Source organism: Mesobacillus boroniphilus JCM 21738 (genome assembly GCF_000517385.1).
Taxonomy (GTDB): domain Bacteria; phylum Bacillota; class Bacilli; order Bacillales; family Cytobacillaceae; genus Mesobacillus; species Mesobacillus boroniphilus.
Window position 1 is genome coordinate 1 of sequence record NZ_BAUW01000059.1, and the last position, 25879, is coordinate 25879.

Genomic DNA, 25879 nt, shown 5'->3' on the forward strand with positions numbered 1-25879 from the left:
ATTTCGGTCCGACCAATGAAGTCAAAGAACGACTTCACTGGTCGGCCCTCCAGCGCTTGTCGGGGCTGAACGAGGCGCTTGCGCTTTTTGTTCTTGAAGCAAAAGGTTATACAAAGTAAAATACAGTTATAGGTATTTATTGGTATTAAGGCAGTGCCGCTGGCATATTTTATAGCTTTTAAAAAATATGGTGCAGGGTATAGATGGGTATAGACTTCATGAACCTATGAAAACAAAAAAATGCAGGAGGAATCGCTATGTATTTCAAATCTTTTTTGATGATCATCTAGCACATATGTCATATTTGATAGGCTGCCAGAGAACGGGTGAAGCGATTGTCATTGACCCGGCCAGAAATATCCAGCCTTACCTGGATATTGCGAAAAAAGAAGCTTCAATATTTCAGCCGCAACAGAAACTCATATTCACGCAGACTATCTTTCTGGTGCAAGGGAGCTTGCCCACCATCATGGGGCCAAGCTTTATGTATCAGACGAAGGTGATAAAGATTGGAAGTATCAATATGTCGATCAGTATGAGCATGAATTGCTGACTGAGGGATCGACTTTTAACATTGGAAATATTTATTTCGAAGTTATATACACGCCGGGCCATACACCTGAAAGCATTTCATTCCTATTGACTGACAAGGGAGGCGGGGCAAATGAACCGATGGGCATTTTCACCGGTGACTTCCTGTTCGTAGGCGACGTAGGGCGCCTGACCTTTTGGAAAAAGCGGCAGGCATTAAAGACACATCTGAAGCAGGGGCACGACAGATGTTCGAATCTCTTCGCAAAATGGAAAAGCTGTCAGACTTCCTGCAGGTATGGCCAGCACATGGAGCTGGCAGTGCATGCGGAAAATCCCTCGGAGCTGTGCCGATGTCCACTTTAGGCTATGAGAAGAAATTCAACTGGGCTTTCCAAATCAATGAGAAGGAAAAGTTCGTAGAAGAGCTGCTTGCAGGCCAGCCAGAACCTCCTAAGTACTTTGCCGAGATGAAAAAACTCAATAAAGTTGGCCCAGAATTGCTTCGCCGTGAAGAAACTCCTAAAGTTTCATTATCAGACGCTGGCAATGCCGCAGTTGTTGACACCCGTCCGGCAAATGAGTTCGCGGAGGGACATGCAGAAGGAACAATCAACATTCCATATAACAAATCCTTCACGAACTGGGCAGGCTGGCTATTAAGCTATGATCAGGATATCGTGTTGATCGCTGATCCTGAAAAGCTTCCTGATATTAAAAAATCACTGCAGTCAATCGGTCTTGATCAGGTAACTGGTTACATTGACCAGAAAGAACTTGGCGGTCAGCTGGAAGAATACAAGACCGTAACGGCAAGCGAGGCAAAAGAACTGATGGAAGACGAAAACTATTTCGTCATCGATGTCCGCAACCAGAGTGAGTGGGACAGCGGCCATATACCAGGTGCCTACCATCTGATGCTCGGCAACCTGACTGACAATCTGGATAAGGTTCCTAAAGACAAGAAGATCATCGCACACTGCCAGTCAGGCGCACGCTCCGCAATTGGCACAAGCCTGTTGCTGAAAAATGGCTACAAAGACATAGTCAATCTCGAAGGCGGCTACTCCGCATGGGAAGAAGAAGGATTGCCTGTAAAAAAAGATTAATACCAGAGCCAGCTCAGTTGATGAGCTGGCTTTATTGCGTATTGGCACCCTTTTTTCTTTTTGTGAAAAACTCGAAGTGATCCCTGATGCTGGCCAAAAGATGAACAAACTATGACCAACCTATTAAATAATCTGTAACAACAGGCGAAACAGTTGATTCTGATTGCGTTGCGCTATAATTTAGATATAACAGATATCCGATAAGAGGGGATCAACGTGAAAATATTAGTCATAGAGGATAATGAGAGTGTCTGCGCGATGATCGAGATGTTCTTTTTAAAAGAGGGGATTGAAGGCAGGTTCGTGAATGACGGCCTTCGAGGATATGAGGTTTTTAAGAATGAAGAATGGGATCTGCTGATTGTCGACTGGATGCTCCCGGGTATGGATGGTGTCACCTTATGCAGGAAGATCAGGCAGGAGGGCAGTGATGTGCCGATCATCATGCTGACGGCGAAGGACAGTGAGTCGGATCAGGTGCTCGGATTGGAGATGGGGGCGGATGATTATGTGACAAAGCCTTTCAGTCCGCTGGCTTTGATGGCAAGGATCAAGGCTGTGGCCCGCCGATACAAGAAGCAAAAGCCTGAAGAGAATAGTGAAGTTGGGACTAGCCTGCTGAAAGTCAACAAGGAAACGCGTGAAGTCAACTTTGGTGGCAAACCAGTGATGAACTTGACGCCGAAGGAATTCGACCTGCTTCTCTTTTTTGCCCAGCATCCCCGCCAGGTTTTCACAAGGGAGCAGCTTCTCGAACGCGTATGGGGTTACCAGTTTTACGGTGATGAGCGTACGGTAGATGTCCATATCAAACGGCTGCGGAAAAAGGTTGGGACGCCTGAACAGCCATTGTTCCATACTGTATGGGGCGTAGGCTATAAGTTCGATGAGTCGGTTGATGGGCATGAAAATTAAGTATATTTACCAGCAGTTCATCAGCCATATCAGCATCATCATCGTTGCCTTCCTCATACTTAGCCTCGTATTCACACAGTATGTGGAAACGCTGGTTTATAAGAACAAGACTGAAGAGCTGATTTCATACGGAGAGAATATTCTCCGTGATCTCGACCGAGGCAGTGAGCGTCCTGACCAGGTGATCAATCAATACGCCCGCGTTCTTTTTGGCCGGGATATTCAATTCAGTGTGTTTGATGAGAATATCCAGCTTCTCAATCCAATCAGGTGGAGAGGGCCGGCGATTGAATTAACGGAGAAGGAGTGGAGCCAGCTTACAAACGGAAAGCCGATCGTTAAGAATTATGATCTCGAACGTTATGACAGAGCCGTAACGCTTGTTGTTCTGCCATATGTGGACCGTGGTGATTTCATTGGCGGCATTCTCCTTACGTCTCCAATCAGTGGGACACGGGAAATGATCACTGAAATCAACAAGTACTTATTTTATACTATGCTGATTGCGCTCGCCGTATCGTTCCTGTTGAGCTGGGTGCTGGCGCGCATCCATGTCAACCGGATCAAAAAGCTGCAGGAAGCAACATCGGTTGTTTCGGCAGGGAATTATACGGTGAAAGTTCCATCCTCTGACTACGATGAAATCGGGGAATTGGCGAATGATTTTAACAGCATGGTGAGCAAGCTTAATGAATCAAAATCTGAGATTGAAAATCTGGAAAATCGGCGTAGACAGTTCATGTCGGACGTATCACATGAATTGAGGACACCGCTCACGACAATCAGCGGGATCATCGAGGGCTTTAAATCCGATATGATTCCTGAAGCAGAGAAAGAGCACGGCATCAATCTGGTCAGCCAGGAAACGAAGCGGCTGATCCGGCTGGTAAATGAAAATCTCGATTATGATAAAATTCGCTCAAACCAGATACAGCTTTTTAAAGAGGATATTGAATTGATTGAGGTTCTGGAGATCATCCAGGACCAGCTCGGATTTCAGGCAGAGGAGCGCAATAATATCATTGAAATCGAAGCAGAGGAATCGGCTTTGGTCCATGCTGATTATGACCGGCTGGTCCAGATATTGATCAATATCACGAAAAACAGCATCCAGTTCACTGAAAACGGGACAATCTGGCTGCGAGGCAGGAGGGATGGTGCCAGTACGGTGATTGAAATTGAGGATACCGGAATCGGAATACAACCTGCTGAAATCGAAAAAATCTGGCATCGCTTTTACAAAGCTGACATCTCAAGGACAAGCAATCCGTTTGGTGAGTTTGGGCTTGGTTTGTCCATCGTCAAACAGCTGATTCAGATGCATGATGGAAAAATTACCGTTGAAAGTGAGCATGGAAAAGGGACAAAGTTTGTGATTGAGCTCCCATTCCGATAATATGAAAATGAAGCTGCGGGCATCGCCTCCAGCTTTTGCTATTTGTGTATAAGTAAGTATAATTATTTACACTTAGATTAGTGTCCAGCTCCAGCGCCTAGCCCCTCGAGTCGCTTGTCTAGTGTCGCCTCCTAGAAACTCCGAAACTTCAACTCCGCCGGCAGAAGCAAAGAGCGCTTCTTTGTCGGAGTCTCCAGTTTCTGCGTTTCTGAACAGTCGGCTATACATTTCGATTTCGGTCCTGCCAATGAAGTCAAAGAACGACTTCACAGTCAGGCCCTCCGAGGCACAGGACGTGCTAGACCCGCCAGCCACACGATGTGGCGTTTTAGGCGGGCAGCGCTTGTCGGGCTGAACAAGGCGCTTGCGCTTTTCTTACGAAAGGATGAGTATTATGGTGCGTTTTGGTGTGGTAGGTACGAATTGGATTACAGAAGCTTTTATAAAAGGTGCTAGTCATCATGAGGATTTTCAGCTTTCGGCAGTTTATTCGCGTACAGAGGAGCGCGCTGCGGAGTTTGCTGGAAAACTCGGGGTGAGTACCATTTTTACTGATTTAGGAGAGATGGCAAAAAGCGATGTGATTGATGCAGTCTATATCGCCAGCCCGAATTCCATGCATGCAAGCCAGGCAATCACGTTCTTGGAAAATGGCAAGCATGTGCTGTGTGAAAAAGCAATCGCGTCCAATAGCGATGAACTTGCAGGAATGATAAAAACTGCAAGAGAAAATCATGTAGTTTTGATGGAGGCGTTAAAATCAACCCTCATGCCTAACTTCAAAGCTATCCAGGAGAATATTGATAAAATCGGCAAGGTCAGAAGGTACTTTGCAAGCTATTGCCAGTATTCTTCCCGTTATGACAAATATAAAGAGGGCACAGTGCTGAATGCCTTTAACCCGAAATTTTCAGCAGGTTCCTTAATGGACATCGGCATTTATTGCATCTATCCGCTAGTAGTCTTATTTGGAGAGCCAAAATCAGTCCAGGCGAATGGCTATGTGCTCGAATCAGGGGTGGATGGGGAAGGCAGCCTGATATTGAAATACGATGAAATGGATGCTGTCATCATGTTCTCGAAAATCACTGATTCAATACTTCCATCTGAAATTCACGGCGAGGATGGAAATATCTGGATTGATAAAATCAGTACGCCGGAAAAAGTGGAAATCATCTATCGTAACGGGAAAACGGAAGATATTTCAAAAGAGCAGCTTACAGATAATATGTTTTATGAAGCTGAGGAATTCATTACTTTGATTCAGCAGGGCAAGCAGGAATCTGTTAACAATTCACTTGAAAACTCCAGAATGACAATGTCTATTCTCGATGAAGCGAGGAAGCAAATGGGCGTCCGATTCCCGAGTGATAATTAACAGGGAAGGTGCTGTGAAAAGCATCTTCCTGTTTGTAAAATTCACTTCGAGAATTGCCCAGCTCCAGCGCCTAGCCAGTTTTCATCCGCGAATATGCTCCTCGATTATCTTGCGAGAAGCGTTAGCTTTGAGCAGCTCGAGTCGCTTCGGTCCGCCCAATGAAGTCAAAGAACGACTTCACCGGTCGGCCCTCCAGCGCTTGTCGGGGCTGACCAAGCGCTTGCGCTTTTCTCTTAGTAATTTAAAAATTTTACGCAAACCGGGTCTGGAACTGTTACATCAGACTGCAATAATGTTAATCTGCCTGTTTCCTCGTCACGTGAGTAAAGAGCGACGTTGCTGGAGTTCTGGTTCGTCGCAATCAGGAATTTCTCACTTGGGTCAAGCACAAAGTCCCTCGGCCAATTGCCTTCTGTTGAAGTATGTTCAACAAAGGTAAGCTCAAAGTTTTCAGGGGCCACGCTAAAAACAGCAATGCTGTCATGGCCGCGGTTGGCAGCGTAAACGAATTTCCCATCAGATGAAATATGGATGGCGCTTCCCTGGTTGTTTTCAGTGAAATCAGCTGGCAGAGTGGTAATCGCCTGAAACTGTTCAAAACTTGCATTTCCAGAATTATATTTTAAGGCAAGAACCTCTGAACTGAATTCTGTCATCAAATAGGCAATTTTATTATTCGGATGGAAAACAAGGTGTCTTGGACCGCTTCCTGGCGCTATACCCAATACACTTTTCTCAATCAACTGCCCGTTATCCAGGGAGTATGTGATCAACTGATCGATGCCTAGGTCGATGACTGCTGCGTACTTCCCATCCGGAGTGAAACCGGCATAATGGGTATGCGCTTTTTCCTGGCGTTCATCAGGGCCTGAACCTTCATGGACGGCACTTGATAAGGCGGCCTCGATACTGCCATTCTCGGGGTTGACCAGATAAGAATCTGCAGAACTTTTGTGATAATTCGCTGATAAAAGCAGGTTGTTTTCTCTGTTCACGCTCACATGGCATGGAGATGCTCCTGCGGAAAGCTGGGTATTGATGAACGACAGATCGCCAGAATCCTTAATGGCGAATCCTGCTACGCCGCCAGAACCGCCTTCCTTAGCAACTGCATATAGGAAGCGGTTATCTTCGCTGATGGTCAGGTAGGTTGGGTTTTCAAGCGCTGCTGCCGCCTTCACCTCAATGATTTTTCCATTGATTGCATCCAGTGTAAAAGAATAGATGCCCACACTATCACCTTTAGTATATGTACCGAAATAGCCTGTGAATTTTTCATTAGCTGCCATTGTGAATGCCTCCAATTTGATCAATCATTTATAGTCTAAGTTATAGTCTAGCAAAAAAATCTTGCTGGACAAAATGTTACGAACAATAAGCTAATGGGTAAAATAAAGCGAGAACATATTATTCGGGATGTTAGATTTCCTGACCAACATCTGGACTTTAAACTTTTTAAGCGATATGCTCTTTTTATAATGGTGTTTTATCCTAATAAGCGAAAGAGCATAATGAAGATTTAATAGTGATTTAGGAGGTTTATTATGAGCTTGCAAAAAGAGATTATAGAAGCGTTGAATGTTCGTCCTGAAATTGATCCTCAGGAGGAAATCAGAAAAAGAATCGACTTTCTGAAGGAGTATTTATTGACTTCAAAAGCAAAAGGATTCGTTCTTGGAATCAGTGGCGGCAGGATTCCACCCTTGCCGGAAGATTGGCACAGCTCTCGGTCGAGGAACTGCGCTCGGAGGGTACTGAAGCCAAATTCGTGGCTGTAAGACTTCCATACTCAGTGCAAAAAGATGAAGAAGATGCTCAGAAAGCACTGAAGTTCATCCAGCCGGATAAAACGATCACTTTCAACATCCAGCCAGCGGTTGATACTTTTAACACGCAGTTTGAGGATGCCATTGGTGATAAAATGACCGATTTTAACAAAGGTAACGCCAAAGCGCGAATGAGGATGATTACGCAATATGCAATTGCGGGTCAGGAAGCTTGCTTGTGATTGGTACCGACCATGCCGCGGAGGCCGTGACAGGATTCTTCACAAAATACGGTGATGGCGGAGCTGACTTGCTGCCACTAACTGGCCTGAACAAGAGACAGGGAAGGGAACTGCTCAAAGCTATGAATGCAGAGCCAAGATTATATCTCAAAGAGCCGACAGCTGACCTTCTCGACAACAAGCCGCTCCAAGCAGATGAAACTGAGCTTGGTGTGAGCTATGAAGCCATCGATGATTACCTGGAAGGAAAGCAGATTGTCGAAGCAGATGCAGCTAAGATTGAAAGAAGATACCTTACTTCAGAGCACAAACGTCATATACCTGCATCCATGTTTGATTCCTGGTGGAAGAAGTAAAACAAAAAAGCCTGGCTGATATTTTTCATCAGCCAGGCTTGATTTTACTCTGATTGGGCAACTGCAAACTGAGGCTCTACTTCTTTTTCCGTGACTTTGTCAATCTTATCAGTGAACATTTGGAAGACTCTTTTCTTCTCTTCCAGTTCCTTGATATATTCCTTTAAATCATTGAACTTTTCCTCAAATGGCTGATGGTACAATTCGCGGATCTTCCTGTTCAAATCAGGATTGACAGTTGACTGGACAACCTGCTTTGTAATGTTGAATTTATATGTATACACCTGTAGCTCGTTCTTCACTTCTTCATATTCCGCATCAATCTCTTTAAGAATCTCTTCAATCTCTGCTTTCCATTTATCTAGCGACATCTTAACATGCTGTTCCATACGGATCCTCCTGCCATTCGCCTGTAATAAAGCTTCTTCCCTCTATTCTAGCAAGGGAATTTTACACGGAGATTGCTGCTATATTACATTGTTAAAACAATCTACCCAGAACGTGAACCACCTTCGGACAAAATCATGGAGAGAGCATCGCAAATATCCGAATTGGTTCTGCTCTTTTAAATAGCCGTATCTATTAAACTGTAATCTATAAATGGACTGTGGATAAGGTTTTCTTTAACCATAAATATATAGGAAAATTGACTCATCTTTGTAATTAATTGGCGAATTTTGTTGAATAAATGGTTCTTAAGTTTTATATTTTAAGTAGAACTGAAAAAGGCAAACTTATCGAAAGGTAAGGACGCAAAGCCACGAGTCTAAGGCGTTTTAGCTATGATCGTCGGGCTGCCAAAAAAGATCGGATGCAAATTAAAAGATAGGTAAATTGTTTTGCTTTACCGCTTGTCGAAAAATCCGCCATCTTTTTGGGGATTTTTTATTTGGAATGTCCCTTTCTGCTCAATATTGCAAAAAGAATGAATTTAACGTTTGCCTTTTGCGAGAGAGGATAAATAATACTTAAGTAACTTGACAGGACGAATTAATATAATCCTTTTGGCAGATTTGGTTTTATCAGATAGGATTAAAATTTTTATGGAAGGTGGAGGAATCGTTGACTGTTTTATTTGGAACGGTAGAGTACTTCGAACGGGAAATTGAGTTTCATTTATCAGAGGTTGAAAAAAGAGAGCGGCTGAAAGAAGAAATCAATCAAATTCAAATGAAGCTTGAAGAAGAACTGCTGAATGATTTTATCTGCGACGAGAAGTTAAGGATGGAATGCCTGCAGAATCTATCGAATGCCTGCAGCAAATTAACTGAAGATTATGTAGTTTGATAGGAAAGCGGAAGCGCCTTGGTCAGCCCCGACAAGCGTTGGAGGGCCGACCAGTGAAGTCGTTCTTTGACTTCATTGGGCGGACCGAAACGTCTCGAGCTGCTCAAAGCTAACGCTTCTCGCAAGATAATCGAGGAGCATATTCGCGGATGAAAACTGGCTAGGCGCTGGAGCTGGACAATTCTCAAAATGAATTCTATACTTCCTTATCTTACAAAAAGCCTGTGGACCGATCCACAGGCTTTTTCTATTATTCTATTTATTTCGCAAGACGGCTGAACCTGTTTTTTTTTAATAGGCTCTGTTAAAGACGAATATTGAAAATCAACAACCTGATATAACAGGGCCATATTTTAAAAAAGTGTTTGAACATCTCGAATAAAGGATATGTTTATCAATAGGACAGCTAAAGGGGAATCGACATGGAGAAAAAGGAATATAACAAGCTTGTTAGAGACTATTTTCCGGAATTAATGACGGAAAAAGGCAAGAATGTGGAATTTGAAATTTTGGGTGGAAGTCAATATAGTGAAAAACTTATGGAGAAGTTCAATGAGGAAGTCGAGAAGTTCCGTAATGCTGGAACGGACAGGCTGTTGAGTGAGATCGTTGATTTGCTTGAAGTAGTATATGCAATTGCCGATCATCGCGGCATCACGGAATCCGAAGTTGAGTTCATGCGCCAGCTTAAGAAGACTCGCAGCGGCGGCTTCAGGAAAAAAATCATGCTAAAAACAATTGAAGAAAAATCCTGATAAGAAAAGCCCTCTGCCTTGTTGGCGGAGGGCTTTTGCAATATCGTTAAGCAGATTTATGTGCAGCTTCTGGTGTTTGTTTGAAAACAGTCTTGCGGATGAAAGGAACCACCCAGCGGTCTAAGCCGTATTTACCAGCGTTGTAGCCTGCGAACAGGATGATGAAGCCGAAGAAGATGTCAGTTGGGTTATGAGAAACAGTTCCAGCAAGGAAGAAGCTGAAGTTCATTACCAGGCCGAAGAACATCGCTGCAGTTGTCAGTGTTCCAAGGAGCAAACCAAGTCCAACAAGGAATTCACCAAGTGGAACGATGAAGTTGAAAAGTTCGACATTCGGGATCGCAAAGCTTTCAAGGAAGTTCACGTACCAACCATATACTGCATTTCCATCTGGACCTTTTACCGGGTTCGCAACGGCGTTTTTCAAATAGCCACTTGCGTCAAATCCTTCACCAGTCAATTTTCCCCATCCTGCAGTCATCCAGTTGTAACCTAGCCAGACACGAATCACAGTCAACAGGCCAGCAGCAATATTGTTTTCTCTTAACCATTTCGCGAACATCTAAATCGCTTCCCTTCAAAATATATAATGATTACACTTATAAGATATCAAAGCAATTTATGAAAATCTGTGAAAAAAGTGTGAAGACACACATCAGCCATAATGTTATGAACAAATTTTGTCAAATGATTTCCTTTAATGGAATATAATACATTAAGGGGTATTTGTAAGATAATTCCTTTTCCCTTGCTGCATATGTTGGAAATATATAGAATAAATATAATGTGAAGTACAAGCTAGGAAGGGGAAGGAAAAATATGAGCGAGCTCTTATTTAAACAGTTTGAATTGACTAGAGGTAATTTTTTAAAAATCATTGAGGCGATCACTACCGCACAGGCAAGTGTTCAGCCGGAAGGCTTCAATAATAACATCCACTGGCACATCGGGCATGTGCTGACAGTTACGGAACAATTCATGATGGGATTCCCGAAAAAATCAAATCATCTTCCTGCAAATTACATAGAGTTATTCGGAAATGGTACCCGTCCATCAGAATGGACTGGAGACGTTCCTTCAGTTGAGGTATTGACTGAGCAATTGAAAGCGCAGCTCGGGAGGATCAAGGAAGTACCGGCATCCATGCTGGATGAGAAGCTTAAGAAGCCTTTTCTTGGGCTTGATACTTTTGGAGAACTAGCGAACATGGCATTATTCCATGAAGCCTACCATCTCGGGCAAATCCATGCGATGAGAAAATTAGTAAAGTAATAAACTTGCAGGGTCCTATTTTGGGCCCTGTTTTTTGAAACCTGTTATCCCTTATTACATATTACTAAATAAGGAAGGCAGGTGTTAGAAAGGAGCATGGATAAGGATTCAAGGCTTCTGAGAAGATGGCTGATCTTAATCATTTCCACTGTCGTTGCTGGAGGATTATCAATCATTGTTGATGTTGTTTGGATCAAAAAGACTCTTTGGGTTATATTGCTGTTGATTGGTTTTGTCGCAGCAGGGTCAGTGTATGAGTTTTATGAGACTTGGTTAAATAATCTGGATAAAAAAAGTGATAAGAAATAAAGGCTCCCTTTGCAAATCGAAGTTGGACCATCAAATGATATAGGAAAAAAGTTGTTGATATAAGTGGGTTGGGAAAGAAACAATACATAGATTAGGCGAGGTATCCCGTTCCCCGCGAAACCTATCGTTTTTTTTCACGAATGACTGAAAGGTTTCAGGTTGTAGAGCGTAAAGCTGTCAAGAAAACGGATTTATTATGACAGGTTTCAGGGTTTATGGCGCAAAGCTGTCAAGAAAACGGGTTTATTATGACAGGTTTCAGGGTTTAGGGCGCAAAGCTGTCAAGAAAACGGATTTATTATGACACGAATCATTTCAGCGATTATCAAGAATAATTCCGCGATATTAAGCCGGAATTACGCGAACTATAAGATATCCGTGTTTTTTCCAATTAAAAAGTGGTGGAAATGGAGGCACTGAAAAATGTACCAGGAGAATTGCCCATACTGCAATGTGAATGCAGATGAAGAGCAAGAAATCGTATTGGAGAATGAAACATGTTATTTCATCCAGAAGGAGTCTGAGCAGCAGGTCCTGCAGGGGAGCGGGCTGATTATTCCGAAGCTTCATAAGCAGGATGTATTTGAGTTATCAGATCAGGAGTGGATGGATTCGAGGGAGTTACTGCTTGGGGCAAAAAAGATTCTTGACAAAAAGTTTGCTCCCGATGGATACAGTGTTGGCTGGAATACTGGAAGGGCCGGCGGGCAGTCGATTTTTCATGCCCATTTACATGTCATTCCACGATTCAAGGATGAACCTCTTGCAGGCAAGGGAATCAGGTATTGGATTAAACAAAAGGATAATATGCGCAAATAATCCACGAAATTCAATGTTGGGAAAATTTCCGTAAAATTATTTGAATATTTTTACAAAAATGATTCGAAAATCCCGGGAGAGCAGTCACGGGATTTTTCTATTTTCAGGAGGGTTGGGTCTATAGTGGTATAGACATCTATACTGTTATTTAGATAGTCTAAGGTTACAGAATGAAAGCCTTTTCAAAGTTTACTAGATTAAATGGAGCGATGGCTCGGAAAAGGAGGAAACATGAAGAACAAACGACTATCAATTGCCTTAGCAGCAGCAGTTCTCGGTACAGGAGTGATGATTCCAGTGTCATTTGCACAAGGCAATCAAGCACCTGGGACATCGATTGAACATCGGGAGGCCAAAGGAGGCTCAATGGAACTTCATCCTGTATTTCCGTGGGACAAGCCAGGTCCGTTATCTCCAGTCCTTCATAAAGGATCGGTGCGGGGAGCAGGCATGATACAGCAGCCGCTGGATGAGATTGACGGACATATGGAAAATATGATTGCTGACGGCGTGATGCCAGGTGCTGTCGCATTCGTCGCCCGCCGCGGACATGTTGTGAAGCAGGAAGCGTATGGATTTGCTTACAGATATGAAGATGACCAATTCACTGAATCTAGTGAACCGATCAAGATGGAGGAGGACACCATCTTCGACATTGCCTCTATCAGTAAAATTTTCACCACCACAGCAGCTATGATTCTATATGATCAGGGAAAGTTCGAACTTGATGACAAAGTTTCTAAGCATATTCCTGAGTTCGCTGCCAATGGTAAAGAAGATATCACTATCAGGCAGCTTCTTACCCACACATCTGGTTTTACTGCATGGGTTCCCCTTTATACAAAAGGAAGCAGCCGCGAAGACAGAATGGATTTTGTGTTAGAGCACCCATTAAATAGTGAGCCGGGCAAAACTTATACATACAGCGATCTCAACATGATCACGCTCGGCCTGCTGATCGAAAGGCTCTCCGGCCAGCGCCAGGATGAGTTTGTCAAAGAGTATATAACAGAGCCGCTCGGGATGGCAGAAACAATGTACAATCCTCCTTCATCACTGAAAAAGCGGATCGCCGCGACAGAATACCAGCCATGGACGAACCGCGGAATCGTCTGGGGAGAAGTCCATGACGAAAACGCGTGGTCGCTGGATGGTGTTGCAGGCCATGCAGGTGTGTTCTCGACTGCAGAGGATCTCGCCAAGCTTGCGCATATGTATTTGAATGACGGCCGTTATGGCAGCGAAGTCATTTTGAAGCCAGAAACAGTGGAGATGATCATTGAAAATCAAATCCCGCAATTTCCTGGTGATGATCATGGATTAGGGTGGGAAATCGCCCAGGGATGGTTCATGGATGCTTTATCAGAGGGTACATCTCTGGGGCATACGGGGTATACAGGAACATCCATTGTCGTAAACAGAAATAATGGCACGATCGCAATCCTGCTCACCAATAGGGTCCATCCAAGCCGCAGCACGGTTTCTACGAACGTCGCGCGGAGGCAGCTGGCCAGGCAGGTTGCCGATGCAATCCCGGTAAACATTCCGGATGGATCAGCGTGGTTTTCTGGATATGGAGACAAACTCCAACGCACGATGACAGCAGAAGTGGAGCTTGAAAAGCCTGCTAAACTATCATTCGACACCTGGCATCGGATTGAAAATGATGCTGATTATGGCTATCTGGAGATCTCCGAAGACGGTGAAAACTGGGAACAGGCAGCTGTTTTTACAGGAAGCAGCGTAGAATGGGATACACAGGAAGTTGAAATATCTGCAGCAACCAAGCACATCCGTTTCCGCTACCAAACGGACAGTTATACGAATGGCCGCGGCTGGTATGTCGACAATGTCAAACTAGTAACCTCTTATGGTAAAAAGGTTGAGACTGATTTTTCAGGAGAAGGCTGGCAGCAAAGAAATTACTAACTTTAGTAATTCTCAGTGAATTGGATAAAATATGCAAATGGAGGAGATACGATGAGGAAACTCAGCAAGCTAATGCTTTATTCACTAGTGTTCGTGCTGGCTTTTTCACAAATATTGCCCGGCATTTCTTTAAAGAAGCTAATGCCGAGGAAAAGAGTACAGTGGAGGATCTGGTGATTTACGAAAACGTTCCGGAAGCGGAAGCAGCAGTGAATGATGGAAGCATACAATTAAAAGCACTCCATGTGTATTCGGAAGGACATTTCATGCTGGCATCTGAAAACCTTGTCTGGGAGTCGGCGAATAAAAATGTCGCAACAGTTGATCAAGGTGGAAATGTGATTTTCACAGGGCAGAATGGACGGACGTTCATTACAGTGACTGACGGTACTTTCAAGGACCGTATCGCCCTCGATTATAAAGTGAAGCCATCCTCCAAAGCTGATGGTGAAAAAGGAAAACCTGAATCCGAAGCGGTGGTCATTAAGCAGGAAGGTCAGCGATATGACTTGATTGGCAATGCAATCAGCAAAATGACTCTGGAGGAAAAAACAGGGCAGATGCTGATGCCTGATTTCAGGACTTGGAAAGGTGAAAATGTAACGGAAATGCTGCCGGAAATTGAGCAGCTCGTAAAAAAATACCATCTGGGCGGAGTGATCCTTTTCCGCGAGAATGTGGTGACAACAGAACAAACATCTCGCCTGGTATCTGATTATCAAGCTGCAGCTGAAAAATTCGGCCTGATGCTGACGATTGACCAGGAAGGCGGAATTGTCACAAGGCTCCAATCTGGAACGGATATGCCAGGAAATATGGCATTAGGCGCAACACGGTCACCAGAAATCGCTTATAACGTAGGTAACGCAATCGGTGAGGAATTGGCGTCTTTGGGAATTAACATGAACTTCGCACCGGTTATGGATGTGAATAACAACCCGGACAATCCTGTCATCGGCGTCCGGTCATTTGGCGAAGATCCGCAGCTTGTTGCTGACATGGGTGTTGCTTATACAAAGGGACTCCAGCTGCCGGTGTAGCAGCGACAGCCAAGCACTTCCCGGGACATGGGGACACAGCAGTCGATTCCCACCTTGGCTTGCCTGAAGTTCCACATGATAAAGAACGTTTGAAGGAAGTTGAGCTGTATCCGTTCCAAAAAGGAATGGAAGCAGGCGTGGATGCGATTATGACAGCGCATGTCACTTTCCCTAAAATCGACGGAACAAAAGCAGTATCTCAGAAAACGGGCGAAGAAATTGCCATCCCGGCAACCCTTTCATACAAAGTCCTGACAGAGCTGATGCGTGAAGAAATGGGCTATGAAGGGGTCATCACTACAGATGCGATGAATATGAAAGCCATCGCTGACCATTTCGGCCCTGTCGATGCAGCCATCCGTGCGGTAAAAGCAGGAACGGACATCGTTTTAATGCCGGTCGGTCTTGAAGAAGTCGCATCAGGCTTATTAGAAGCAGTGAAGTCTGGCGAGATTTCCGAAGAGCGAGTAGAAGCATCCGTCAGACGTATTTTAACCCTGAAGGTAAAAAGAGGCGTAATCAAGGAAGAAAATCCTCTTTCAGTTGAAGACAAGATTGCGAATGCAGTGAAGGTAGTCGGTTCTGCTGAGCATAAGCAAATTGAAAAAGAAGCAGCTGAGAAATCAATCACTATGGTTAAAAATGATGCCGGACTGCCTTTGAAGCTGAAAAGCAATGAGAAGATCGTTGTTGTGGGCAATACTTTTATCAGCAGCCTGGGTGATGCGATTAAAAAGCGCCATGAAAATACAACCGTCATCTCATCTTCTTCTTATAAGCTGACAGAAGCTCAGTTGGAATTAATTAAAAACGCCAGCGCGGTGGTAGTCGGTACCTATACTTTTAATGTATCAGGCCGTTCGCCTTCCAGTGCTCAAATGGCAATGGTCAATCAGATCATTGAGTTGGCAGATACTCCAGTAATCGGTGTCGGCATCCGCAATCCATATGACATTATGGCTTACCCTGAAATCGACGCTTACCTGACCCAATACGGTTTCCGCCCAGCAAGCTTTGAAGCAGCGGCCGGAGCGCTATTTGGAGAATTTGCGCCAACAGGGAAGCTGCCTATTACGATTCCTGATTATAATGGCGGAGTCCTTTATGAATTCGGCCATGGATTAACCTACTAAAAAGTGAATAGGCAGGCATCATCAATGGGGCCTGCCTTTGGTTTTTAGTGGCAGTAAGGTACTTTGCAAAATTATAATCTTAAAATCTATTAAAAACAGGAGTGATTTAGTTGAAAAAATGGCTGGCAGCATTATTGACGACCGTCCTGATTCTCTCTTCATTGACGATTGCATTGGCGAACCATGATAGCGGACAGGGCAAGAGCCAGGACCTGAAAAAATTCAAGGTTGGTGCAGAAGCATTGCTTGAGGACCACAAGGAACTGATCGAAGGAAAGCGAGTCGGACTGATCACGAATCCTACTGGAGTAGACCAGAATCTGAACAGTGTTGTCGACCTGCTTTTCAACGATCCTGATGTCGAACTGACCGCACTTTACGGTCCGGAGCATGGCGTACGGGGAAGCGCACAGGCTGGAGCTTATGTTGAGTACTATATCGACGAAAAAACGCAGCTTCCTGTATACAGCCTTTACGGACAAACGAAAAAGCCAACACCAGAAATGCTTGAAAACATTGATGTCCTGCTGTTTGATATCCAGGATGTAGGAACAAGATTCTATACGTATATCTACACAATGGCTTATGCAATGGAAGCCGCAAAGGAAAATGATATCCCATTCATCGTGCTTGACCGTCCAAATCCTCTTGGCGGCCATAAAGTCGAGGGACCTGTCCTTGAAACTGAATATAAATCCTTTGTAGGAAACTATGAAATCCCTCTGCGCCACGGCATGACGGTTGGCGAGCTGGCGAAGCTATTTAATGAAGAATTCAATATTGGCGCAGACCTGACTGTTGTTGAGATGGTTCGCTGGAAGCGCACAATGCATTATGATGAAACGCCGCTTGAGTTTGTCATGCCTTCGCCTAACATGCCTACCCTGGATACAGAATTCGTTTATCCGGGAGCCGCAATGATTGAAGGAACGAATGTATCGGAAGGAAGGGGAACGACAAAGCCGTTTGAGCTGATCGGAGCACCATTCATCAACTCGGATGAGCTGTCGGCAAAATTGAACTCTTTGAATCTTCTGGGAGTAAAGTTCCGGGCAGCATCATTCATCCCGACATTCTCAAAGCATGCAGGCAAACTGTCACATGGAATCCAGATTCATATTACCGACCATGAATCGTTTGAGCCGATTGTAACAGGGCTTCATATTGTAAAAACAATTCACGATATGTATCCTGAAGATTTCCAATTCCGCGCTGAAGACAGCAGGGGAATTTCCTTCTTCGACCTTCTGACAGGAAACGGCTGGATCAGGGAAGAAATTGAAGCCGGAACATCTGTTGAAGACATCCAGGCTATGTGGAAAGAGGAATTGAATGAGTTCAAGCAGGTGAGGGAAAAGTACCTTCTCTACTAAATTGATAGAAAAATGGCCGCTGCGAAAGCAGTGGCCATTTTTAAGTCGTGCTGTTGCTCCAATCTGTATATAATCCACTGCCGCTGCAGCCAGGACATTCGTAAGGTGCCGCATAATAAACAAACTCATTCGCGGAAAAAGCGTAATATCCTCTGCCATGGCAGTCCGGGCATTTATTCTGGTCCTTCATATTAGAAAGGTGGTTTTCGTATCTTGCATTTCTCCATTGGTTGAGAGCATTAAATAATCCCATTCCTTTACACCTCCACTTCTATGCATAGTTTGGAGAAATAATTACTTTATTATGTATAGTTTATGGAGAAATTTGGTTTTTGACCCGATACTAGTATATAACTTGTCTGAAAAGTTGACAGTTCTGTGAACAATGCCGGGTTAAAACCCTTTGTTGGATAATATTGGACTATAATGAATCTGTACATTTAAATAGGAGGGATCCAAGATGAATAATGAATTGACGCAGTCAGTCAACAAGCAAATCGCAAACTGGACTGTACTCTACATTAAGCTTCACAACTACCATTGGTATGTGAACGGACCGGAATTTTTCACCCTGCACGCAAAATTTGAAGAGCTTTACAACGAAGCTGCCTTACATATCGATGAACTTGCAGAAAGATTGCTGGCAATGGGGGACAAGCCCGTTGCAACAATGTCCGGTGCACTTGAAATCGCATCAGTAAAAGAAGCAACAGGGAATGAAACCGCAACTGATATGGTTGCAAGCATAGTAGAAGACTATTCAACAATGATTAAAGAATTAAAGCAGGGAATGGAGCTGGCTGAGGAAGTCAAAGATGAAACAACAAGCGACCTGCTGCTGTCCATTCACTCAGGTTTGGAAAAGCATGTGTGGATGCTGAACTCGTTCCTGGGGAGATAATAAATGACGAATGCAAGACGTATGCAATCACATACGTCTTTTTTTATCGTTTTTACGATAGACATTTCAAGCAAGAAGCTGGAGCAAAATGTCTAATAACAGGGGTTTAATGGACATTTCAAGCAAGAAGCTGGAGCAAAATGTCTAATAACAGGAGTTTAATGGATATTTCAAGCAAGATGCCGGAGTGAAATGTCCAATAACAGAGGTTTAATGGACATTTCAAGCAAGATGCCGGAGTGAAATGTCCAATAACAGAGGTTTAATGGACATTTCAAGCAAAAGGCAGCAGCGGAGTGTCTAATAAAAGTTTCCTTATTGAGTCGTGTTTTAGGTTTTATAAAAAAATATATAATCCAAGACACAAAAAGCACCCATCCTTGGGTGCTTTTATGATGAAGATTCCTATTTAAAATCTATTATTTAAACTTCCAGCCAGCTCTGTGACCATTTTTCTATTTCCTTCATAAGAGGTTCCAGTGCCTTGCCTTTTTCGGTCAGAGAATATTCGATCCGGACTGGAGTTTCAGGATGAACTTCACGTCGCACAATCCCTTCGTTTTCCAAATCCTTCAAGCGCTCTGAAAGCACTCTTCCACTTACTCCTACAGAGGATTCAATCGTACAAAAACGCTGTGGTCCAGCAAGCAGCTGATATATGATCATTCCAGTCCAACGCTGGCTTAGGATTGTCATGGCTTTTTCAAATCTGGGACAAATCGACTTATCCATATCAATCACTCCTTACTAACATTATAAACATATCAAATGAAAAATAAATTACTTTTTATAAAAAAGATACTTGACGTAATTAATTTACAGTTATATAGTTACTTACATAAAGTAACCAGATGAATTATTGAAATGGCAGTATATGAGCACACCTTGATTTGGCCATCCTGACTAATATCCAACTTAATATGGAATTCTCAATCAAAAAGGAGGAAGTAAATATGAGTTTTCATCAACCACCCGTTACTTTTGTAGGCCAAGTAAATATAAAGGTGCAAAGTTTGGAACGCTCCCTTGCCTTTTATGAAAAAGTAATTGGTTTTAAGGTATACGAAAAAACAGATAAATCCGCTCAGTTAACTGCCGATGGAGAAACCGTGCTATTAAGCATTGAGCAGCCATCTGATGTAATCCCGAAGAAGGGAAGAACTACTGGATTGTATCATTTCGCCCTTTTGCTGCCTCACCGTACTGACCTGGCAAAAATACTGAAGCACTTCCTGCAGACTGGATATCCATTGCAGGGGGCGTCTGACCATCTTGTAAGTGAAGCACTGTATTTAGCAGATCCGGATGGAAATGGAATTGAAATCTATACAGACCGGTCAGCGTCAAAATGGGAATGGAATGAGAGTCAAGTGGTGATGGCCACTGAAGCATTGGATGCCGAAAACCTTCTTGCAGAGGGAATAGAAGGTACATGGAATGGTCTTCCTGAAGGGACAGTTATGGGGCATATCCATTTACACGTTGCTGAACTAGATAAAACTGAGGAGTTTTATACAAAGGGACTTGGTTTTGACGTGGTAAGCCGATACGGTCCACAGGCTCTCTTTATTTCAACAGGAAAGTACCATCACCATATTGGGCTGAACACATGGAATGGAGTAGGTGCTCCTACACCGCCTGCTAACAGCGTGGGGCTTGAATCTTATGCGCTAGTTTTGCCGGATGAAGCGAGTTTGAAAGATACAGTTGCCTCGCTAAAAGAAATAGGCGCATCTATTGCAGAAGAAAATGGCGTGCTATAACAGTTGATCCTTCGGGAAATAAAATCAGGCTGGAAACTGCTAAGTAAATTGAAAGAATAGAAGGTGAAAATAATGGGTTTATTAAACAAACTTTTTGGTAGTAAAAAGAAGGAGGAAACAAAAATGCCAACTGAAAAAATAAATATCGGAATTATTTTAGGCAGCACAAGACAAGGCCGTGTAAGCCCTCAAGTTGGCGAATGGGTGAAGGGGATTGCTGACCAACGTGGAAATGCAGATTATGAGATCGTGGATATTGCTGATTTTGAATTGCCTTTCCTGGGTACAACTGACGGTACTGAGCCAGGGATTGCTGCCTGGAATGAAAAGCTTGCAAGCCTTGATGGTTTCGTATTTATCGTCCAGGAGTATAATCACAGTATTACAGGTGCCTTGAAAAATGCGCTTGATTTTGCACGCGAAGCATGGAATAACAAAGCTGCCGGAATCATAAGTTATGGTTCAACAGGCGGAGCAAGAGCTGCTGAGCACTTAAGAGGAATCTGTGGTGAATTGAAAATTGCCGACGTCCGTACACATCCAACATTATCCCTATTTACAGACTTTGAGAACGGTACGGAATTCAAGCCACAAGCCCTACACCTTGATAATGTCAATGCGATGCTTGATGAGGTTGAAGCATGGAGCGGCGCATTGAGAACTTTAAGATAAAAAGACGAGCATTTCTTTTGACCTTTTATTAAAAACGGATTAATATCTCGAAGTAAGCTATTTTAAATTCGAGATATATTTTTCTTGAAATAGTTTTACAATCAAGAAAGAAAAGGTGGAATAACATCATGGCTAAAGTTTTATACATCACAGCACACCCGTTGACAGAAGAACAATCCTTCAGTTTGGCAGCAGGAAAAGCGTTCATAGATACGTACAAACAGCAGAACCAGAATGATGAAGTCATTCATCTGGACCTTTTTTAAGGAAAACATTCCTCACATTGATGCCGACGTATTAGGCGGCTGGGGCAAGCTGCAAAAAGGAACTGAGTTCACTGAGCTTACAGCAGACGAACAATCAAAAGTAGGCCGTCTTGCTGAACTGGTTGACCAGTTCACCGCAGCAGACAAATTTGTTTTCGTGACACCGCTTTGGAACTTCTCATTCCCGCCAGTCATGAAAGCATATCTGGACGCAGTAGCTGTAGCAGGCAAAACATTCAGATATACACAAGAAGGCCCTGTCGGTTTGATGACAGACAAAAAAGCCCTTCATATCCAGGCCCGTGGCGGTTACTACTCAGAAGGACCAGCAGCGAACATGGAAATGGGAAATCGCTATATCGAAACAATCATGAACTTCTTCGGTGTGCCTTCAATGGAATGCCTATACCTGGAAGGCCACAATGCAAACCCAGAAAAAGCACAGGAAATCAAAGAAAACGGAATTGCGCGTGCAAAGGATTTGGCGCACACATTTTAATGAATAATAGACGGAAGCAGGCTGGATTACCGGTCTGCTTATTTTGTTTAGAGGCGTCTAACGGACACTTATTTGGAATCTCCAACTGGGTTTGTCCGATAGAGATCTTCTAACGGACACATTTTTAGGAGATCGCCGTTAGTTTGTCCGATAAACCATTCCATCAGCTTATATATGAATAAAATAACGGATGCCTAATTTAGGGCATCCGTTTTTTGTAATATTAAACTTCATGTGGAACTTGCAGGCCCAATCCTTGAGCAATGCGTGTTCCGTATTCTGGATCTGCTTTGTAGAAGTGGCCGATCTGGCGTAGTTTGATATCGTCGCGCTGAACTGGCTTCATGGCAGCGACAATATTAGCGACAAGGCGTTCGCGTTCTTCCTCGCTCATCAGTCGGTACAGGTCACCAGCCTGGGTGTAATGGTCGTTATGGTCATATCCAACGTTTTCGGCAACGCCGCTGACAGGGAAGGCTGCCTGCTTGTGTTCGTTCAATTCAGAAGGTCCTCCGAAACTATTAGGCTCGTAGTTTACTGATTTGCCGCCATTGCCATCAAAGCGCATCTGGCCGTCACGCTGGTAGGAGTTCACTTCTGATTTAGCCCTGTTGATCGGCAGGTGATTATGGTTTGCGCCAACACGGTAGCGGTGTGCATCAGCATATGCAAACAAGCGGCCCTGCAGCATTTTGTCCGGAGATACATCGACACCAGGGACAAGGTTTCCAGGAGAGAATGTAGCCTGCTCAACTTCCGCGAAATAATTTTCCGGATTGCGATCCAATACCATGCGGCCGACTTCAATCAATGGATAGTCCTTCTGCGACCATACCTTTGTGACATCGAATGGATCGAAACGATATGTGTTCGCATCCTCAAGTGGCATGATCTGCACATATAGTTTCCATGCAGGAAAGTCCCCAGCTTCTATCGCATTGAACAAATCTTCTGTATGATAGTCAGGATTTTCACCTGCAATTTTAGCGGCTACATCTGCTGCAAGATTTTTCACGCCTTGTTCTGTCTTGAAGTGGTACTTGATCCAGACGCCATCACCCTCGGCATTTGTCCACTTGAAGGTATGGCTGCCAAAACCGTGCATATGTCGGAATGTAGCAGGGATACCCCGGTCAGACATCAGAATCGTTACCTGGTGCAATGATTCTGGTGAAAGGGACCAGAAATCCCAAATAGCATTTGGATCCTTCAAGTGTGTTTGTGGGTTTCTCTTTTGTGTATGGATAAAATCAGGGAACTTGATCGCGTCGCGGATAAAAAATACCGGAGTATTGTTCCCGACGATATCATAGTTTCCTTCCTCTGTATAAAACTTCACTGCGAAGCCGCGTGGGTCACGGACGGTATCCGCTGATCCAAGTTCTCCTGCTACTGTTGAGAAGCGGATGAATAGAGGAGTCTTCTTGCCAACCTCTGATAGGAAAGCAGCTTTTGTATATTTTGACACATCATTTGTTACTTCAAAATAGCCATGTGCTCCGGCACCTTTTGCGTGCACAACGCGCTCAGGCACACGCTCACGATTAAAGTGTGCCAATTTTCCAGCAAGTGTACGTCTTGTAGTAGAGTAGGACCTCTTTGTCCCGCAGTCATGGAGTTCTGGTTGTCCCCAACCGGCGCACCCCAGCTTGTAGTAAGATGGTTATTTTGATTATTGCTCATCATGATCCCGCCTTTTATAGTGAATTTGGTTTATACCTAAATGATAACACCTTTCAATTAAAAATCAATACTTAATTATAATTATTTTATATTAGAAATTAATACAATGTGATAAACTTCTTATTTTTAGCTTGGTCGATATATTCAGAGATGTGGTCGATATATCTTCAAATGTGATAGATATAATCAAAAATTCGCTGATATATTGCAAAATTTGGTCGATATAATTTGTTTTTCGCCAATAAAATTAAAATCGTCCCGCTTACGATGTAGTTTCCAGTGATGATCCTGCGAGATGAGAGCGGATTGGTTTTATTTTTAAAAAATATAGCAATTTACCAGGTTACAAACTTGTAACACTATGTAAAATTTGAACCGTTAACTGACAAGTCTGGTTATTGAAGGAAGACGGGAAGTAGTGGAATTAATTTCTAGGTTTAAAAACAATCGAACGTTTTCAATGGATGGCCGCCCTTTCTCCTATATGGCACTTATTGGACAATGAATAACTACGTTACAACTGCTAGCCTTATTAGTAGAGAAAGAGAGCAACACTACTGGGAGGTATGGAAAATGAAAAAAACATTGGCAGCACTGACAGCAGCGGTATCCTTATCTATGTTTTCAATGGGAGCAGCTGCTGAAGCGGCAACTTACCAGGTGAAAACAGGAGATACAATGTGGGGAATCGCCAGCAAGTATGGTGTGCAACTGACAGAATTAAAGAAAGCGAACAATAGGACTAGCAATCTACTATATCCAGGACAAAAGTTGACCATCCCGGCTTCAGCCGTATCTGCAGCAGATCAGGACTTGCTTGCAAGGCTGGTTCACGCTGAAGCAAAAGGCGAGCCATATGCGGGGAAAGTAGCAGTAGCGACTGTTGTCTTGAATAGAGTAGCAAGCCCTGATTTCCCTAATACATTAAAGGGAGTTGTCTATGAAAAGGCAAACGGCTACTATGCTTTCACTCCTGTAAAAAATGGCGCGATCAATAAGCCGGCAGATGCAGAAGCAAAGAAAGCTGTAAAAGAAGCTCTAGCATTCAGAGGGCAAGGAAGCGGCTCATTGTTCTTCTTCAACCCGAAGACTGCAGTGAGCAAGTGGGTATCTCAAGAGAAGTAACAGTAACAATTGGAAACCATAGATTCGCAAAGTAACATTAACAAATGGTAACTAAAGTTTCATGTACTAAACCGGAAAAAGCCGTGCAGATTCTCAATCTGTACGGCTTTTTCTCAATTGGTTATGCGGAAAAAATTTGCTTGACACTTAGAGTAAAATAGCTTGTTAAATATTCAAATAAAACATACTATTTAATTGCAATACATAATGAATGGAGGAATATTTTTTGATAGTTAAATCACGTGTTGAATCCCTGGAACTGCAAATTCTGAGGATACTGAATGCCCGAATGAACTTGTCTCCGAAAGAATACAGTAACTATCTCTACCTGGAAAAGGGTTATGAAGGAGAAGTGATTTTTGATCGCACGATGGAGGAGGTTGAAAAAGGCTTCTTGGTTATGAATGATCTGCTCCTTGAACATGGAAATACTAAATTTCAAATCGATTCCCTATTCATCTCCAAGATCCTCCATTTGTTTGAAGTGAAGTATTTTGAAGGCGATTATTTTATCGAAGGGGATAGGTGGTACACAAATAATGGAGTGGAAATCAAGAATCCTTTACAACAAATGGAAAGAGCAGAGTCTCTTCTGCGAAGGTTGGTACGAGACCTTGGATTCAACATTAATATCGAATCAACTCTAGTCTTCGTGAACCCGAACTTTTACCTCTATCAAGCTCCGCGTAATTTACCAATTATCTTTCCTAACCAGATTCCAAGACTTCTTCATAACCTGCAAAAACAAATTGCCCCAATAAAAAATACTCATACAAATTTATCAGATAGGCTGCTTTCCCTGCATTCCCATGATTCACCGTATAAGAGGCTCCCTGAATATAATTTCGAGAAATTGAAGAAGGGAATAGCCTGTTCTCATTGTCATACATTGAATACTATCGTTAACAGAAAAACATTAATATGCAATAGTTGCGGGAAACGGGAAAATATTCATGAAGCCGTATTGAGAAGTGTTAGGGATATCCTATTACTTTTTCCGGAAGAAGCATTAACAGTCAATATGGTGCATGAATGGTGCAATTCTATCAAAACGAAAAAGCCTATTAGAAACACACTTATAGAAAACTTCACATTGATCGGCTCTGGCCGTTCTACTCACTATATACCTAAAAATGAATAGTAAAGAATCATGCTAATAGGGTATGTACCGTTTCAAGCGGAATCGTATCCTTATGAAGCCCAATCCAGCAACATAAGGGTACCGTTCAAGCGGAATCGTACCCTTATGAAGTCCAATCCAGCAACATAAGGGTACCGTTCAAGCCCAATCGTATCCTTATGAGGTAAAATCCATCCACATAAGGGTACGGTTCAAGCCTAATCGTATCCTTATGAAACC

Annotated in this window: 19 protein-coding genes, 7 pseudogenes and 1 riboswitch; of the genes and pseudogenes, 19 read left to right on the forward strand and 7 right to left on the reverse strand. The window is 43.3% G+C overall.

The genetic code is table 11. The features are described from left to right. Positions 1 to 226: 226 nt before the first annotated feature. The 3 genes and pseudogenes from JCM21738_RS14940 to JCM21738_RS14950 all read left to right on the forward strand — a co-directional run bounded on the left by JCM21738_RS14940 (position 227) and on the right by JCM21738_RS14950 (position 3951). Positions 227 to 1640: pseudogene (locus JCM21738_RS14940) on the forward strand (MBL fold metallo-hydrolase). Between the two features lie 216 nt (positions 1641 to 1856). Beyond that, positions 1857 to 2555: a response regulator transcription factor gene (locus tag JCM21738_RS14945; RefSeq protein WP_023626722.1), complete on the forward strand. Its 699-nt coding sequence runs from the start codon at positions 1857 to 1859 to the stop codon at positions 2553 to 2555. Further along, complete coding sequence (locus tag JCM21738_RS14950) at positions 2545 to 3951, forward strand: sensor histidine kinase (RefSeq protein ID WP_031308279.1); 1407 nt, start codon at positions 2545 to 2547, stop codon at positions 3949 to 3951. Before JCM21738_RS14945 ends, JCM21738_RS14950 begins: the two co-directional genes overlap by 11 nt. A 72-nt stretch (positions 3952 to 4023) precedes the next feature. Here the strand turns inward: JCM21738_RS14950 and JCM21738_RS14955 are convergent, their stop codons facing one another. Beyond that, positions 4024 to 4221, reverse strand: coding sequence for a hypothetical protein (locus JCM21738_RS14955; protein ID WP_023626724.1), 198 nt, complete (start codon positions 4219 to 4221; stop codon positions 4024 to 4026). Between the two features lie 124 nt (positions 4222 to 4345). On the opposite strand from JCM21738_RS14955, the gene JCM21738_RS14960 reads away from it, so the two are divergent. Next, entirely contained in the window at positions 4346 to 5329 is a 984-nt protein-coding gene (locus JCM21738_RS14960) for a Gfo/Idh/MocA family protein (protein ID WP_023626725.1), read from the forward strand. A gap of 233 nt (positions 5330 to 5562) precedes the next feature. On the opposite strand, the gene JCM21738_RS14965 is transcribed toward JCM21738_RS14960, so the two are convergent. Then, the gene (locus JCM21738_RS14965; protein ID WP_023626726.1) at positions 5563 to 6618 is read right to left on the reverse strand and encodes a lactonase family protein; all 1056 of its coding nucleotides are present in this window, start codon (positions 6616 to 6618) and stop codon (positions 5563 to 5565) included. 255 nt (positions 6619 to 6873) lie between these two features. Here JCM21738_RS14965 and nadE point away from each other — a divergent pair. Beyond that, positions 6874 to 7693: pseudogene (gene nadE, locus JCM21738_RS14970) on the forward strand (NAD(+) synthase). Positions 7694 to 7737: 44 nt separating this feature from the next. On the opposite strand, the gene JCM21738_RS14975 reads toward nadE, so the two are convergent. Further along, complete coding sequence (locus JCM21738_RS14975; RefSeq protein WP_023626728.1) at positions 7738 to 8082, reverse strand: hypothetical protein; 345 nt, start codon at positions 8080 to 8082, stop codon at positions 7738 to 7740. A 328-nt stretch (positions 8083 to 8410) separates the two neighbouring features. Further along, positions 8411 to 8495, forward strand: a riboswitch (cyclic di-GMP riboswitch). A 260-nt stretch (positions 8496 to 8755) separates the two neighbouring features. Here JCM21738_RS14975 and JCM21738_RS14980 point away from each other — a divergent pair. Beyond that, on the forward strand, positions 8756 to 8980 hold the full coding sequence (locus JCM21738_RS14980; protein ID WP_023626729.1) for a hypothetical protein: 225 nt from the start codon (positions 8756 to 8758) through the stop codon (positions 8978 to 8980). A 422-nt stretch (positions 8981 to 9402) separates the two neighbouring features. Next, the gene (locus JCM21738_RS14985; RefSeq protein ID WP_023626730.1) at positions 9403 to 9735 is read left to right on the forward strand and encodes a nucleoside triphosphate pyrophosphohydrolase; all 333 of its coding nucleotides are present in this window, start codon (positions 9403 to 9405) and stop codon (positions 9733 to 9735) included. A gap of 46 nt (positions 9736 to 9781) precedes the next feature. Here the strand turns inward: JCM21738_RS14985 and JCM21738_RS14990 are convergent, their stop codons facing one another. Next, positions 9782 to 10297 carry a DoxX family membrane protein gene (locus JCM21738_RS14990; RefSeq protein WP_023626731.1) on the reverse strand — a complete coding sequence of 172 codons (516 nt, stop codon included), beginning with the start codon at positions 10295 to 10297 and terminating at the stop codon, positions 9782 to 9784. A gap of 257 nt (positions 10298 to 10554) precedes the next feature. Here JCM21738_RS14990 and JCM21738_RS14995 point away from each other — a divergent pair, with 257 nt between their 5' ends. The 6 genes and pseudogenes from JCM21738_RS14995 (at position 10555) to JCM21738_RS15020 (ending at position 17610) form a co-directional block, all read left to right on the forward strand. After that, on the forward strand, positions 10555 to 11007 hold the full coding sequence (locus JCM21738_RS14995; RefSeq protein ID WP_023626732.1) for a DinB family protein: 453 nt from the start codon (positions 10555 to 10557) through the stop codon (positions 11005 to 11007). 96 nt (positions 11008 to 11103) lie between these two features. Next, positions 11104 to 11316: a hypothetical protein gene (locus tag JCM21738_RS15000; RefSeq protein ID WP_023626733.1), complete on the forward strand. Its 213-nt coding sequence runs from the start codon at positions 11104 to 11106 to the stop codon at positions 11314 to 11316. A 423-nt stretch (positions 11317 to 11739) separates the two neighbouring features. After that, positions 11740 to 12135 (forward strand): HIT family protein, encoded by a 396-nt coding sequence (locus JCM21738_RS15005; RefSeq protein WP_023626734.1) that lies wholly within the window; start codon positions 11740 to 11742, stop codon positions 12133 to 12135. Positions 12136 to 12366: 231 nt separating this feature from the next. Further along, entirely contained in the window at positions 12367 to 14064 is a 1698-nt protein-coding gene (locus JCM21738_RS15010; protein ID WP_023626735.1) for a serine hydrolase domain-containing protein, read from the forward strand. Positions 14065 to 14115: 51 nt separating this feature from the next. Continuing rightward, positions 14116 to 16237, forward strand: a pseudogene (locus JCM21738_RS15015) (glycoside hydrolase family 3 protein). A gap of 110 nt (positions 16238 to 16347) precedes the next feature. Beyond that, positions 16348 to 17610: an exo-beta-N-acetylmuramidase NamZ family protein gene (locus JCM21738_RS15020; protein ID WP_023626737.1), complete on the forward strand. Its 1263-nt coding sequence runs from the start codon at positions 16348 to 16350 to the stop codon at positions 17608 to 17610. A gap of 40 nt (positions 17611 to 17650) precedes the next feature. On the opposite strand, the gene JCM21738_RS15025 is transcribed toward JCM21738_RS15020, so the two are convergent. Beyond that, a complete protein-coding gene (locus tag JCM21738_RS15025) occupies positions 17651 to 17863 on the reverse strand; it encodes a hypothetical protein (protein WP_023626738.1) in 213 nt (70 codons plus the stop codon). A gap of 207 nt (positions 17864 to 18070) precedes the next feature. Here JCM21738_RS15025 and JCM21738_RS15030 point away from each other — a divergent pair, with 207 nt between their 5' ends. Further along, the gene (locus JCM21738_RS15030; protein WP_023626739.1) at positions 18071 to 18511 is read left to right on the forward strand and encodes a Dps family protein; all 441 of its coding nucleotides are present in this window, start codon (positions 18071 to 18073) and stop codon (positions 18509 to 18511) included. A gap of 423 nt (positions 18512 to 18934) precedes the next feature. Here the strand turns inward: JCM21738_RS15030 and JCM21738_RS15035 are convergent, their stop codons facing one another. After that, positions 18935 to 19243 carry a winged helix-turn-helix transcriptional regulator gene (locus tag JCM21738_RS15035; protein ID WP_023626740.1) on the reverse strand — a complete coding sequence of 103 codons (309 nt, stop codon included), beginning with the start codon at positions 19241 to 19243 and terminating at the stop codon, positions 18935 to 18937. Positions 19244 to 19464: 221 nt separating this feature from the next. Between JCM21738_RS15035 and JCM21738_RS15040 the strand changes: the two are divergent. The 3 genes and pseudogenes from JCM21738_RS15040 (at position 19465) to JCM21738_RS15050 (ending at position 21711) form a co-directional block, all read left to right on the forward strand. Then, positions 19465 to 20321 (forward strand): annotated as a pseudogene (locus JCM21738_RS15040) (VOC family protein). Positions 20322 to 20346: 25 nt separating this feature from the next. Next, entirely contained in the window at positions 20347 to 20946 is a 600-nt protein-coding gene (locus JCM21738_RS15045) for an NADPH-dependent FMN reductase (RefSeq protein ID WP_023626742.1), read from the forward strand. A 128-nt stretch (positions 20947 to 21074) separates the two neighbouring features. Further along, positions 21075 to 21711: pseudogene (locus JCM21738_RS15050) on the forward strand (FMN-dependent NADH-azoreductase). A 223-nt stretch (positions 21712 to 21934) separates the two neighbouring features. Here JCM21738_RS15050 and katA read toward each other — a convergent pair. Beyond that, positions 21935 to 23394, reverse strand: a pseudogene (gene katA / locus JCM21738_RS15055) (catalase KatA). Between the two features lie 573 nt (positions 23395 to 23967). Here katA and JCM21738_RS15060 point away from each other — a divergent pair. Together JCM21738_RS15060 and JCM21738_RS15065 are read left to right on the forward strand one after the other, a co-directional pair. Next, a pseudogene (locus tag JCM21738_RS15060) lies at positions 23968 to 24554 on the forward strand (cell wall hydrolase). A 191-nt stretch (positions 24555 to 24745) separates the two neighbouring features. Further along, positions 24746 to 25660 carry an NERD domain-containing protein gene (locus tag JCM21738_RS15065; RefSeq protein ID WP_023626746.1) on the forward strand — a complete coding sequence of 305 codons (915 nt, stop codon included), beginning with the start codon at positions 24746 to 24748 and terminating at the stop codon, positions 25658 to 25660. The last annotated feature ends 219 nt before the right edge of the window (positions 25661 to 25879 follow it).